The sequence below is a fragment of the Kitasatospora saccharophila genome, from assembly GCF_039529925.1.
GTDB classification, from domain to species: Bacteria; Actinomycetota; Actinomycetes; order Streptomycetales; family Streptomycetaceae; genus Kitasatospora; species Kitasatospora saccharophila.
In genome coordinates this window covers 97,758-111,313 of record NZ_BAAANS010000014.1, presented here as the reverse complement: position 1 = coordinate 111,313, position 13,556 = coordinate 97,758, and the positions used below count along the sequence as shown (strand labels likewise).

The following is a 13,556-nucleotide window of genomic DNA, read 5'->3' as shown; positions in this document are numbered from 1 at the left end:
AGCGGTCCGTGTCCGCACGAAGCCGGTGACGGTGGGTTAGGTATCCCGGTGATCGGACCGTCACCGCTCGACTTCGACCTTCGACCTTCGACCGGAGTCGGACCGCCGCCGCGCACCTCCCCGCGCCGCGCCGCGCCGCGCCCCGACCGTGACCACGAGGCACCGATGACACCCCACTCCCGAAGCGCCGCCCTGCTCGCGGCCGCCGCCCCCTGCCTGCTCGCCGGCCTGCTCGCCGCGCCCCCGGCCGCCGCCGCGGACGCCGACGCCCGCCAGGACGCCCGCCCGGCCGCCGCCGCGGAGGCCCGCCCGGTCGACTCCGGCGCCCCGGACGCCGCGCACCGGCCGGTGGACAAGGTCCACCCCGTCCAGCCCCCGCCGGGCCGGCTGGCCCAGGGCGGACCCGTCCAGCGCGCCGTCCCCGTCCCGCCCGCCCGTTGAGGCCCCGTCCACCGAGGCCCCGTTCGTCGAGACCCCGCCCCGCCACGTCCATGGAGGAACCACCGATGCACCGCAAGCTGCGCCAGCTGCCCGCCGTCACCCTGCCCGCGATGGTGGCCGGACTGACCCTGGTGTGCACCACCGCCCTGCCGGCCGGCACCGCGGCCGCCTACGACCTGCGGCTGCGCGCCTGGGGCAACAACGCCAACGGGCAGCTCGGCGACGGCAGCGCCAAGACCCAGCGGCTCACCCCCGTCTCGGTGGTCGGCATGGCGGGCGCCGAACTCAACGGCATCGCCGCCGGCGGCACCACCAGCGGGGCCACCGTCACCGGGTTCGCGCTCGCGCTGCTCGGCAACGGCACCGTCGAAGCCTGGGGCAGGAACGACAAGGGCCAGCTCGGCAACGGCACCACCAGCGCCACCGAGGACGCGGCCGTGCCCGGCCTGGTCGCCGGGCTGACCGGCGTCGAGGCCGTCGCGGCGGGCGGCGCGCACGCCCTCGCCCTGCTCAAGGACGGCACCGTCAAGGCCTGGGGCGCCAACGACAAGGGCCAGCTCGGCGACGGCACCACCAACACCACCGGCACCAACCTGCCGGTCACCGTCGCCGGCCTCTCCGACGTCAAGGCGATCGCCGCCGGTGACGCCTTCAGCATGGCGCTGCTCAAGGACGGCACCGTCAAGACCTGGGGCAACAACGACAAGGGCCAGCTCGGCGTCACCCCGGTGCCGGTCAGCTCCACCGCGCCCGTGCCCGCCGCCACCCCCGCCACCCGCAACACCGCGATGAGCATCCCCGGCCTGACCACCGTCAAGGGCATCACCGCCGGCGCCAGCCACGCCCTCGCGCTGCTCGCCGACGGGCACGTGTACGCCTGGGGCCTCAACGACAAGGGCCAGCTCGGCGACGACAGCACCGTCAACAAGCCCTACCCCGTGCCCGTCCAGGAGCTCACCGACGTCGTCGCGCTCTCCGCCGGGGCCACCCACAGCCTCGCCCTGCTCCAGGACCACACGCTGCGCGCCTGGGGCGCCAACGACAAGGGGCAGATCGGCGACGGCACCACCACCCAGCGCAACACCAGCGTGCCCGTCCCCGGCGTGACCGGCATCGAGGCGATCGCCTCCGGCGCCTCGCACAACCTGGCCGTGCTCGCCGACGGCACCGTGCAGGCGTGGGGCCTCAACGACAAGGGCCAGCTCGGCGACGGCACCACCACCCAGCGCAACACCCCCGTCCAGGTGCTCGCCAAGTCCGGCAGCGTCTCCCTGGTCTCCGCGCCGAGCAACGGCAACTTCAGCCTCGCGCGCTGACCACCCCCCTTCCGATCCTTCCCGAGGACCCGAGGAAAGGCCCTTCATGACCTCCACTCAGACCGCCGCCACCCGTCGCCACCGGCTGCGCCCCGCGCTGCGCCCCGCCCTCGCGCTGGGGCTGGCCGCGTTCACCGCGCTCAGCCTGACCGCCGTGCCCGCCGGGACGGCGCACGCGCAGGAGAAGCGGCTCAAGGCGTGGGGCAACAACCGGTCCGGGCAGCTCGGCGACGGCACCTGGACCGACTTCCGCACCACCTCCACCACCGTGCTCGGCCTGACCAGCGCCGAGGTGGAGAAGATCGCCGCCGGTGGTGGCGGCTCCACGATCGGGCACGGGCTGGCGCTGCTCAAGGACCGCACCGTGATGTCCTGGGGCGCCAACAGTTCCGGACAGCTCGGCGACGGCAGCGTGTTCAGCCACAACGCGCCCGGGCAGGTCGTCAACCTGTCCGACGCCCGCGACGTCGCGGCCGGCGGCTGGCACAGCCTCGCGCTGCTCGCCGACCAGACCGTGGTCGCCTGGGGCCGCAACAACTACGGGCAGCTCGGCAACGGCACCAACAGCGACAGCAGCGTCCCCGTCCGGGTCGAGGGCCTCAACAAGGTGGTGGCGATCGCCGCCGGACTCAACCACAGCATCGCGCTGCGCGAGGACGGCACCGTCTGGGCCTGGGGCTACAACATCAACGGGCAGCTCGGCGACGGTACTTCGGCCAGCCGCAACGTGCCCGCCCCGGTCGGCGGACTCACCGGCGTCACCAAGATCGCGGCCGGCTGCAACCACAACCTGGCGCTGGTCGGCCCGCCCAGCGGCGGCACCAAGCCCACCAGCGGCAACGCCGTGAAGGCGTGGGGCTACAACGCGACCGGGCAGCTCGGCGACAACAGCACCATCAACCGGTACACACCCGTCGACACCCAGGGCATCTGGCTCGGCGGCGTCTCGCAGATCGCCGCCGGCTGCAACCACAGCCTGGCCGTCACCGACAGCGACAACAAGCTCAAGGGCTGGGGCCAGAACACCTCCGGCCAGGTCGGCGACGGCACCACCGACTACCGGATCACGCCCGTCCCGGTGCCCGGCATCAAGGGCGTCCAGCTCGTCGCGGGCGGCCGCGAGCACACCATCGTGCTGCTCGGCGACAACACCGTCCGCTCCTGGGGCGCCAACGGCTCCGGCCAGCTCGGCAACGGCACCACCACCGAGAGCAGCACCCCGGTCACCACGCTGACCGCGCTGACCGGCGTCGACAAGATCGCCGCACCGGTGGGCGGGGACTTCAGCCTCGCCAACTGAGGCCGATGGAACGGACGTTCAGGGGCCCGCGCGAACACCGCGCGGGCCCTTCGGGTTCCTCGGCGGGCTGTCTGGACGGGCCTCCTCGGCGGGCTTCCCGGGTGGGTTTCCCGGGCGGGCTTCCTTGACAGGGAGGGTCCGGAATTCCTACAAAGGTGGTGTAGACCACTGGCGGAACGGTGGCTGGTGCGGCTGGTGCGGCCGGTGCGGCGGCAACCGACTCGGAGGACGGGCATGGTGGGGTTGGCGGATCCGGAGGAGTTCACCCGGTACGGGGCCGTGCTGTTCGACTGCGACGGGACGCTGGCCGACACCCACCCCGCGCACCACCTGGCGCTCGCCGCGACGCTGGAGCCGTTCGGGGTCACGGTCAGCCGCGAGTGGTACGAGGGGTACACCGGGACGTCCACGCCCGAGACGATCGGTGCCGCGCTGGACGGCCGGGGGGTGCGCGCCGACGGCGAGTTGATCGGCCGGCTGGTGGCGGAGTGCGGCGAACGCTACCTCGACCACCTGGCCGCCGTCACCGAGATCGCGGCGGTGACCGCGCTGGCCCGGGAGCTGTCCGGCCGGGTACCGCTCGCGGTCGCCTCCGGCGGGACGCGCCGCACCGTCGAGGCGACCCTGCGGCACCTGGGGCTGGACGGGCTGTTCGCTCGGGTGGTGACCCGGGACGAGGTGGAACGGGGCAAGCCCGCACCCGACATCTTCCTGCTGGCCGCACGGCAGTTGGGCGTCGACCCGGCGGCCTGCGTGGTGCTGGAGGACGCGGACAGCGGACTGCTGGCGGCGCGGCGGGCGGGGATGGCGGCGGTGGACGTGCGGGGCGGTCGGTGAACCGCCCGTCCGCCTGGCCGGTCGTCCGCACGGCCGATCAACTGCCGTGCCGGGAGAGGCGGTTCGCCAGGTAGGGGGCGGTGCGGCTGCCGGGGGCGGTGGCGACGGCGGTGGGGGTGCCGGTGGCGAGGACGCGGCCGCCCGCGTCGCCGCCGCCGGGGCCGAGGTCGATGACGTGGTCGGCGCCGGCGATCAGGTCGAGGTCGTGCTCGGCGACCAGGACGGTGGCGCCCGCGTCGACCAGGCGGTGCAGTTGGGCGGTGAGGACCTCGCTGTCGGCGGGGTGCAGGCCGGTGGTGGGCTCGTCCAGCAGGTAGAGGGTGCGGCTGCGGTGGGCGTGCTGGAGTTCGGCGGCGAGTTTGACGCGCTGGGCCTCGCCGCCGGAGAGTTCGGGGGCGGGCTGGCCGAGTCGCAGGTAGCCGAGGCCGACCTGCTGGAGGGTGGTCAGGACGCGGGCGGCGGCCGGGGTGTCGGCGAGGAACGCGGCGGCCTCGTCGACCGTCCGGGCGAGCACGTCGGCGATCGTGGCGCCGCGGTAAGTGACTTGCAGGGTCTGCGGGTTGTAGCGGCTGCCGTGGCAGTCGGGGCAGGGGCTCCAGGCGGTGGGCAGGAACAGCAGCTCGACCTCGATCGCGCCCGCGCCCTCGCAGGTGGGGCAGCGGCCGGCGGCCACGTTGAAGGAGAACCGGCCCGCGCCGTAGCCGCGGGCCTTCGCCTCCTCGGTGGCGGCGAACAGTCTGCGGACGGTGTCCAGCAGGCCGGTGTAGGTGGCCAGGTTGGAGCGCGGGGTGCGGCCCAGCGGGGTCTGGTCGAAGGTCACCACCCGGTGACCGTCGGCGGCTTCGGCGGCGGCTTCGGCGACGGCGGCGAGCAGCGTCGACTTGCCCGCGCCGGAGACGCCGGTGACGGCGGTCAGCACGCCCAGCGGCACGTCCGCGTCCAGGTCGCGCAGGTTGTGCCGGGTGACGCCGCGCAGCCGCAGCGTGCCGGTGGGGGCGCGGTGGCGGGACGGCGGCGGGGGTGGCGGGTCGAACAGGAAGCGGCGGGTCGCGGAGGCGTCCACCGCGCGCAGGCCGTCCACCGGGCCGCTGTGCAGGATCCGGCCGCCGCCGGAGCCCGCGGCCGGGCCGACGTCCACCAGCCAGTCGGCGCCGCGCACCACCGCCATGTCGTGCTCGACCACGAACACCGAGTTGCCCGCCGCCCGCAGTTCGGCCAGGACGCGGCGCAGCGCCTCGGTGTCGGCCGGGTGCAGACCGGCCGAGGGCTCGTCCAGGACGTACACCACGCCGAACAGGCCGGAGCGCAACTGGGTGGCCAGGCGCAGGCGTTGGAGTTCGCCGGTGGACAGGGTGGGGGCGGTGCGGTCCAGCGAGAGGTAGCCGAGGCCGAGGCGGTCCAGCGCGGTGAGGCGGTCGGCGAGGTCGGGGGTGATCAGGGCGGCCGGCCCGTCCCCGGCGGTGTGCGGGCGCAGCAGCTCGGCGAGCCGGGCGGCGGGCAGGGCGGCCAGGCCGGTGACGTTCAGCCCGGCGAAGGTGACGGCCAGCGCCTCGGGGCGCAGCCGGTGGCCGTGGCAGTTCGGGCAGACGGACTGCTCCAGGAAGGCGGCCGCCCTGGCGCGGGCGGCCTCGCTGCGGGACTCGGCGAACGCCTTGAGGACCAGGCGGCGGGCGCTGCCGTACTTGCCCCGGTAGGGGCGCTGGACGCGGCCGGGTTCGCGTTCGGGGTGGACGGTGACCACCGGCTGTTCGTCGGTGAACAGGATCCACTCCCGTTCGGCGGCGGGCAGTTCGCGCCAGGGCCGGTCCAGGTCGTGGCCGAGCGCGCCCAGGATGTCGCGCAGGTTCTTGCCCTGCCAGGCGCCGGGCCAGGACGCCACGGCGCCCTGCCGGATGGACAGCGAGTCGTCCGGGACGAGCGAGCGCTCCGTCACCCGGTGCAGCACGCCCTGCCCGTGGCACTCGGGGCAGGCGCCGGCCGGGGTGTTCGGCGAGAAGGCGTCGGAGTCCAGGCGCGGTGCGCCCGGCGGGTAGGCGCCGCAGCGGGAGAGCAGCATCCGCAGCAGGTTGGACATGGTGCTGATGGTGCCGACGGTGGAGCGGGAGGAGGGGACCGAGCGGCGCTGCTCCAGGGCGACGGCCGGGGGCATGCCGGTCACCGCGTCCACCTGCGGGGCCTCGACCTGGCGCAGCAGGCGGCGGGCGTACGGCGAGACCGACTCCAGGTAGCGGTGCTGGGCCTGGGCGAACAGGGTGCCGAAGGCCAGTGAGGACTTGCCGGAGCCGGAGACGCCGGTGAACGCGACCACCGCGCCGCGCGGCACCGCCACCGTCACGTCGCGCAGGTTGTGCACCCGGGCGCCGCGCACCCGCACCATGCCGTCGTCGTCGATCTGCGTGTGGTTCACCGCGTCACGCTAACCCGGGGGCGGACGCGGGCCGGGGAGCGGCGCGGTGGGTGAAAGTTTCTGCAAAGTATTTCGGCGCTGGCGGGATGAGCTGGGTGGATGGCGGGGAGGTATACACCTTTTCGGTGGATCGACTACCGGATTCGTGTTTCCGGCAGGGGTCGTTCCGAACGCAAGGGGATGAAATTTCTTGCACCGATGTCTTGACGGTGCCGCGGGCCGGGGTGGATCGTCTTCCCCGTTCCCGCACGTCTTCCCCCAAGACCCCCACCACCCCGGGAGTTCCGTCGATGACCCCTGTCCGTAGAACCGCGCCCGTGGCCGCCGCGGCCGGCGCACTGGTCCTGGGCGTGCTGCTGCCGCTCGGCCTGCAGGGCACCGCGCAGGCCGCCGCCACCCCCAACGGCGGCGACGTGATCGCCAACCTGTTCCAGTGGAACTGGAACTCGGTCGCGAGCGAATGCACCAACGTCCTGGGCCCCAAGGGCTACGGCGCCGTCCAGGTCGCCCCGCCGCAGGAGTCGATCTCGGTGGCCGGACACCCCTGGTGGGAGGTCTACCAGCCGGTCTCGTACAACCTGAACAGCCGGATGGGCACCGACGCGCAGTTCCGGGCGATGGTGACCGCCTGCCACAACGCGGGCGTGAAGGTGTACGCCGACGCGGTGATCAACCACATGGCGGGCACCAACCAGAGCAGCACCACCGGCTACGGCGGCTCGGCCTTCAGCCCGACCGGCTACAGCTACTCGGCGGTGCCCTACGGCAAGTCGGACTTCCACGGCTCCCCGCCGTGCCCCAACGCCGACCTGGGCATCAACGACTGGAACAACGTCACCCAGGTCCAGGAGTGCCAGCTGCTCAACCTCTCGGACCTCAACACCGAGAGCGACTACGTCCGCGGCAAGATCGCCGGGTACCTGAACACCCTGATCGGCGCGGGCGTCGACGGCTTCCGGGTGGACGCGGCCAAGCACATCGCCCAGGCCGACATGGGCAACATCGTCTCCCGGCTGAACGACACCCAGTGGGGCGGCCGCCCGTACGTCTACCAGGAGATCTTCCCCGGCAGCAGCGGCCAGCTCGCCCCGGCCGCCTTCGAGGGCAACGGCAGCGTGCTGGAGTTCACCTACGCCTCCAAGCTCTCGCAGCAGTTCAACGGCAACATCGCCAACCTCAAGACCTTCGGGCAGAGTTGGGGCTTCGAGCCGAGCGACAAGTCCAACGTCATGGTGACCAACCACGACCTGGAGCGCGACAAGACCACCCTGACCTACAACGACGGCTCCAAGTACAAGCTGGCGCACGTCTTCGAACTCGCCTGGGGCTACGGCACCCCGCAGGTCTACTCCGGCTTCCGGTACAACAACAAGGACGACTCGCCGCCCGCCGACGGCAACGGCTACGTCACCGACGTCAACTGCGGCAACAACACCTGGACCTGCACCGACCGCGACCAGGGCATCGCCAACATGGTCGGCTGGCACAACGCCACCCGCGGCGAGGCCGTCGCCAACTGGTGGGACAACGGCAACAACGCGATCGCGTTCAGCCGCGGCGGCAAGGGCTGGGTCGCCGTCAACAACACCGGCTCCGCCGTCACCCAGACCTTCACCACCGGCCTGGCCGCCGGCACCTACTGCGACGTCATCCACGGCGACGTCAGCGGCTCGAACTGCACCGGCCCGACCGTGAGCGTCGACGGCTCCGGCAAGGCCACCGTCACCGTCAACGCCGGCGACGCCGTCGCGCTGTACACCGCCACCACCGGCACCGCCAGCCCCTCGCCGTCCGCCAGCCCGAGCGGTGGCACCAGCCCCTCGCCGTCCGCCAGCCCGACCAACCCGAGCGGCACGGTCACCGAGACGTTCAACGAGAACAAGACCACCGTCACCGGCCAGAGCGTCTACCTGGTCGGCTCGATCGCCCAGCTCGGCACCTGGGACCCGAACGCGGCCGTCGCGCTCTCCCCGGCCGGCTACCCCGTGTGGAGCGGCAGCGTCCAACTGCCCGCCAACACCGCCTTCGAGTACAAGTACATCGTCAAGGACGCCTCCGGCAACGTTACTTGGGAGAGCGGCGCCAACCACAGCGCCAACACCGGCGCCACCGGCGGCACCCTGAACGACAGTTGGGGCGGCGCCGGCAGCACCGGCCAGGTGTCGGTCTCCTTCTCCGAGAACAAGACCACCGTGGTCGGCCAGAACGTCTACCTGGTCGGCTCCACCGCCCAGCTCGGCAGCTGGAACCCCGCCAACGCCCTGCTGATGTCCTCCGCCGCGTACCCGAACTGGAAGCTCACGCTCACGCTGCCCGCGAGCACCGCCTTCGAGTACAAGTACGTCGTCAAGGACGCGGCCGGGAACGTCACGTGGGAGAGCGGCGCCAACCGCAGCTACACCACCGGCGCCTCCGGGACGGCGACGCTCAACGACAGCTGGAAGTAACCCCCGCCCGGGGACCGGACCCCCACGGAATGAGGCCGCCACCCCGTCACCGGGGGTGGCGGCCTCGCCGTCATCCGGCGGGAGCGGGAGCGGGCCGCTCAGGCCCCCGCGCCGCGGGCGCGGTGCAGCTCGACGAACGAGGCCACCTTGGCCCGCACCGCCCACGGGTCCACGGGCTTGGGCAGGAAGTCGGCGGCGCCCGCGGCGTACGCGCGCACCGCGTGGTCGGGTTCGCTGCCGATGGCGGTGACGAAGACGATCGGTATGTCGCGGGTCCGGGCCCGGCTGCGGATGTGCGCGGCGGTCTCGTAGCCGTCCATGCCGGGCATCTGCACGTCGAGCAGGATCGCCGCGTAGCCGTCGGGCTCCATCAGCGCCCGCAGCGCCTCGGGGCCGGAGGTCGCGGGGACCAACTGGTGCCCGTGCGGGCCGAGCAGCGCCTCCAGCACCACCAGGTTCTCCGGACGGTCGTCCACCAGCAGGATCTTGGGCGGCGGGCCGTCACCGTCCGCCGCCCCGGTGGGCGCGGGCGGCGCCGCCGTGGTGCCCTGCTGCCGCTCCAGCAGGGCGAGTTGGCGCCGCAGCAGGGTGCGGCGGGCGCCGGCCCGGGCGGACTGCTCGCGGGCCCGGACGGCCAGTTCGGCCAGTTCGGCCAGTTCGGCGTGTGCGGCCGGCCGGACGGCCCGCTCCGGGCCGCCGTCCTCGACGCCGTCGCCGCCACGGGCCTCCAGCTCGGCGAGCGCGCGCTCGGCCCCGGCGGCCTGCTCCCGCGTCTGCCTGATCTCCCGTTCCGCGGCGTGCAGTTGGTCCTCCAGCTGGCACACCGCCCGCCCGATCGGCCGGGCGGTGCGCAGCGCCGCCATCCGGGCGCGGCACAGCCGCTCGCGGGCGGCCGGTTCGACACCGCCGTCGTGGACGGCGTCCAGCAGCGTCCCGACGAACTCCCGCGGCGGCACCCGCACGCCCCCGAGGTAGTCCGCGAGCTCCGCCGGGTCCAGCCCGCAGCGGGCCGCGAACTCCGCCACCGGCAGCTCCAACCGGCGGAAGAGCGTCCGCAGTTGATCGGCGAACTCGCGTTGTGCCGTGCCGAGTCCGGTCCCCAGCGGCGGGAGGCCGTCGACGGCCGTCACCAGTCGCACCCCGCCGAGAGAACCGAGGCCGGCCGCCCCCGCATCCGATCCCGCACCCGCTTACCTCCACCCGCTCCGTCCGACCCGCCCGACGCTTCCGGGCAGCGTCCAGCCGCACGGCAGCGACGGTGCGCGATCACCTGCGATCGCGACCGGCCGAGACGGCGACAATACGGCACCGGCAGGTGAATTGACGTCCAGTCAGGTCACGGTTCGGGGGCGGTCGGAGGTACACGGGCCCCCGGGTCGCGGTCCGGCGCGCCCACGGCGCGGCCGACCGGAGCGGACGGCGGGCGGTAGGCGGCGGGTGACAGACGGCGGGCCCGGAGCGCGGGCCACAGCCGGCAGGCGCTCGGCGACCCGCTCGCCGTCGCCGAGACCGCCGATGTTCCGCTGCGCGACGAGGCCGGCGAGAGGGTCACGGGCCTGTTCGTGCTGCCCCGAGGCCCCTGCGGCCCGAAGCCCGCCGAATCGGCCGGACCGGCGTGCGCGAACTGACGTGCCGTCGGGCGCGCGCCGGTGCGCGCTGCGCCATCGGACGCACTCCGGCGGGCCGCAGCCGGGCCGGCGGGCCGCGGCGCGTGACGATCGGCGCAGGGTCCCGCGCACCCGGCGCGGGAGAGAGAGGGTGCGTCGTGACCATGGACCGTCGTCGTTTCCTGACCGTGGGCGGAGCCGTCGGGGCCGCAGTGCTGCTGGGGGCCGCCCCGGCCCGGGCGCGGGGGGCGGTGGAGGCGTTCCCGGCCCGGCCGCGGGGCCGGCGGGCGGCCCCGCCGGACTGGCAGGCACTGCGGCAGCGGCTCGGCGACCGACTGGTGCTGCCCGCCGACCCCGGGTACGGGACGGCGCGGCTCGGCTTCAACGAGCTGAACGACGGCCAACTGCCCGGCGCCGTCGCCAAGTGCGCCACCGCCGACGACGTCCGGGCCTGCCTGGACGTCGCCCGCGGCCACGGCATCCCGATCGCCGCCCGCAGCGGCGGCCACAGCTACCTCGGCTACAGCGTCCCCGACCGCGGCCTGGTGATCGACCTGCGCGCGATGAACACCGTCCGGGTCGACCCCGACGGCACCGCCGAGGTCGGCGCGGGCGCCCGGCTGATCGAGGTGTACGCGGGCCTGGCCGCCGCCGGCCGGCTGCTGCCCGGCGGGAGCTGTCCGACCGTCGGCATCGGCGGCCTCACCCTCGGCGGCGGCATCGGCGTCCTGGCCCGCAAGTACGGCCTGACCTGCGACCGGCTCACCGCCGCCGAGGTGGTCACCGCCGACTCCTGCGTGCGCACCGCCGACGCCGAGCACGAGTGCGACCTGCACTGGGCGCTGCGCGGCGGCGGGGGCGGCAACTTCGGCGTCGTCACCCGGTTCACCTTCGACACCCCGCCCGCGCCCGGCCTGACCGTCTTCATCGTGCCGTTCCCCGCCGGGTCCGTCGCCCAGGTGATCGGCGGCTGGCAGCAGTGGTGCGCCGACGCGCCGCCCGAACTGTGGGCCAGCTGCCAGGTCTCCGGCGGCAACCCGCCCACCTGCCGGATCGTCGGCTGCTGGGTCGGCGACCCGTCCGGTGCCAACCAGCAGATCGACCGGCTGGTGCGACTGGCCGGCACCGCGCCCAGCGGTCGCACCGTCGCCGCCAAGGACTACCTGGCCGCGATGAAGTTCATGGCCGGCTGCTCCAACGACACCGTCGCCCAGTGCCACCCCACCTGGGAGGGCGGCCGACTCACCCGCACCGGCTTCGTCGCGGTCTCCCGGATGTACGGCCCCCGCCCGCTCGACCCGGCCCGGCTCACCGAGCTGATGACCGGCCGCACCGGCGTCGACCTGCTGCTCGACTCGCTCGGCGGCGCGGTCGGCGAGATCGCTCCCGACGGGACGGCCTTCCCGCACCGCGACTCGCTCGCCAGCGCCCAGGTCTACGCGGGCGCGACGGCCGCGAACGCGGACCGGGTCCGGGCCGCCGTCGACGAGATCCGCGACGGCCTCGCCCGGCTCGGCGCCCCCGGCGCGTACGTCAACTACATCGACGCGACGCTGCCGGACTGGGGGCGGGCCTACTACGGGGAGAACCTGCCGCGACTCCAGCGGGTGGCCCGGCAGTACGACCCGGACGGGGTGTTCGCCTTTCCGCAGTCGGTCACGGCGGCCTGAGCGGGGAGAGGAGAAGCCCCGCCAGGGGCTCGGGGAACGGCGAGCCCGGGTCTGCGAGAGGTTCACTGCCGCCCAGCGCATCGGCTTCTGGTTCCGTTTACTACACGCAGCAGCACGGACCTTCGATGGGCTCCGACCGTCAGCAGCACGGACTCGCCGTTCCCCGAGCCCCTGATTGCGCTCTAGCGTTCGTAGGTCATCTCGGGGAAGCGGGCCGAAGGTCCGTCCAGCAGGTGGTCGTCGTGGGCGCGGAGCCAGCGGTCGAAGAAGGAGGCGACGTAGGCGCGGGTGGCGGCTTCGGCGCGGGTCGGGGGGAGGTCGCCGATGTTCTCGCGGAGGGTGGTGGGGGAGAGGGCACCCTGGTGGGCGAGTTGGGGGAGGAGGGACTCGGCGTCGGTGTAGGAGGCGTGGCGGGAGCCTTCGAGGGTGACGTCGGCGTGCCAGCCGGTGCTGTGGTGCCAGAGGGCGTCCCAGCCGGGTTGCCGGTGGTAGGGGCCGGAGTCGGGGCTGCGGGTGCCCATCAGGAGGAAGGGGCGGTCGAGGCCGTCCTCGGCGACGGTGGGGAGGAAGACGCCGGTCCGCCCGTCGGGGCCGGGGAAGTGGAGTTGGCCGTCGAGGTCGATCGCGGCGCGGATCCGCGGGTCGTCGTGCATGGCCTGCAGGGCGGTGAAGCCGCCCGCGGAGTGGCCGGCCATGCCGATCCGGGTCAGGTCGAGGGTGGCGGCGAGTCCGGCGGGGAGGCCGGGGCGTTCGCCGAGGCGGGCGAGCCGGTCCAGGACGAGGCGGGTGTCGGCGACCCGGGCGTCCACGGACTTGCGCAGGACCGCGCCGATGTCGAGATTCGGGTCGCCGAGCATGCCGGGGAGCACCGAGGTGGCCAATTCGCCGTCGGGGAAGGCGACTTCGGAGGCTTCGTAGGTGTGGTCGACGGTGACGACGACGTACCCGCGGGAGGCCAGGTCCTCGACCAGGGCGGTGCCCCAGGTGCGCGGGTCGCCGAGGCCGGCCGAGTAGAGCACCACCGGGCGCGGGCCGCCGGGCAGCGCCGGGGCGTCGGTGCGGGCGTGGGTGCGGATCGAGGACCAGTCCGTACTGCCGGGCGTGACACCGTAGTTGATCAGTCCGATGCCGTCCGGCCCGCCGAAGTGGGCTCCGGCGGCCGAGGCCATGTACGGGGTGCGCGGGCCGCCGGAGGGGCGGGCGGCCGGGTACCAGACGCTCACCATCAGTGCGCGGGTGCGTCCGGCCGTCCAGGGGTCGGGGCGGGAGTCGTCGGTGAGCCGCAGGGCGGTCGTCCCGATCGCGAACGGCCCGCTCGGATGGGGGAGTCGGGCTGTCGCCTGCCGGTGGGCGGCCGGGCCCCCGCTCGCTGCCGCCGGGCCCGGCAGGGCCGTCGTCGCCGCCAGCGCCGCGAGCAGCAGCGCCGCCCCGGTCCGTCCCCGCCTGCCCGTCATGGGGAGTCCCCTCGTGTCCGGTGCCTGTTGACGGGCCCCACCGTACGGGGGCGAACGGGCGGTGCGCGCCCTACTGC

Annotated in this window: 9 protein-coding genes; 6 read left to right on the top strand and 3 right to left on the bottom strand. The window is 74.2% G+C overall.

Going from position 1 to position 13,556, the window contains the following annotated elements:
• Nucleotides 1-165: 165 nt before the first annotated feature.
• The 4 genes from ABD345_RS12975 (at nucleotide 166) to ABD345_RS12960 (ending at nucleotide 3,894) form a co-directional block, all read left to right on the top strand.
• On the top strand, nucleotides 166-441 hold the full coding sequence (locus ABD345_RS12975; protein ID WP_344552144.1) for a hypothetical protein: 276 nt from the start codon (nucleotides 166-168) through the stop codon (nucleotides 439-441).
• Between the two features lie 65 nt (nucleotides 442-506).
• Nucleotides 507-1,757, top strand: coding sequence for an RCC1 domain-containing protein (locus ABD345_RS12970; RefSeq protein WP_344552143.1), 1,251 nt, complete (start codon nucleotides 507-509; stop codon nucleotides 1,755-1,757).
• Nucleotides 1,758-1,803: 46 nt separating this feature from the next.
• Nucleotides 1,804-3,057, top strand: coding sequence for an RCC1 domain-containing protein (locus ABD345_RS12965; RefSeq protein ID WP_344552142.1), 1,254 nt, complete (start codon nucleotides 1,804-1,806; stop codon nucleotides 3,055-3,057).
• A gap of 234 nt (nucleotides 3,058-3,291) precedes the next feature.
• Nucleotides 3,292-3,894: an HAD family hydrolase gene (locus ABD345_RS12960; RefSeq protein WP_344552141.1), complete on the top strand. Its 603-nt coding sequence runs from the start codon at nucleotides 3,292-3,294 to the stop codon at nucleotides 3,892-3,894.
• Nucleotides 3,895-3,931: 37 nt separating this feature from the next.
• Here ABD345_RS12960 and ABD345_RS12955 read toward each other — a convergent pair whose 3' ends face one another.
• Nucleotides 3,932-6,271 carry an ATP-binding cassette domain-containing protein gene (locus ABD345_RS12955; protein ID WP_344552191.1) on the bottom strand — a complete coding sequence of 780 codons (2,340 nt, stop codon included), beginning with the start codon at nucleotides 6,269-6,271 and terminating at the stop codon, nucleotides 3,932-3,934.
• Between the two features lie 347 nt (nucleotides 6,272-6,618).
• On the opposite strand from ABD345_RS12955, the gene ABD345_RS12950 reads away from it, so the two are divergent.
• Nucleotides 6,619-8,748 carry a carbohydrate-binding module family 20 domain-containing protein gene (locus ABD345_RS12950; RefSeq protein WP_380275752.1) on the top strand — a complete coding sequence of 710 codons (2,130 nt, stop codon included), beginning with the start codon at nucleotides 6,619-6,621 and terminating at the stop codon, nucleotides 8,746-8,748.
• Nucleotides 8,749-8,846: 98 nt separating this feature from the next.
• On the opposite strand, the gene ABD345_RS12945 is transcribed toward ABD345_RS12950, so the two are convergent.
• Nucleotides 8,847-9,887: a response regulator gene (locus tag ABD345_RS12945; RefSeq protein ID WP_344552139.1), complete on the bottom strand. Its 1,041-nt coding sequence runs from the start codon at nucleotides 9,885-9,887 to the stop codon at nucleotides 8,847-8,849.
• Nucleotides 9,888-10,519: 632 nt separating this feature from the next.
• Here ABD345_RS12945 and ABD345_RS12940 point away from each other — a divergent pair.
• Nucleotides 10,520-12,025 (top strand): FAD-binding oxidoreductase, encoded by a 1,506-nt coding sequence (locus tag ABD345_RS12940; RefSeq protein ID WP_344552138.1) that lies wholly within the window; start codon nucleotides 10,520-10,522, stop codon nucleotides 12,023-12,025.
• 182 nt (nucleotides 12,026-12,207) lie between these two features.
• Here the strand turns inward: ABD345_RS12940 and ABD345_RS12935 are convergent, their stop codons facing one another.
• Nucleotides 12,208-13,479: an alpha/beta hydrolase family protein gene (locus ABD345_RS12935; RefSeq protein ID WP_344552137.1), complete on the bottom strand. Its 1,272-nt coding sequence runs from the start codon at nucleotides 13,477-13,479 to the stop codon at nucleotides 12,208-12,210.
• Between the last annotated feature and the right edge of the window lie 77 nt (nucleotides 13,480-13,556).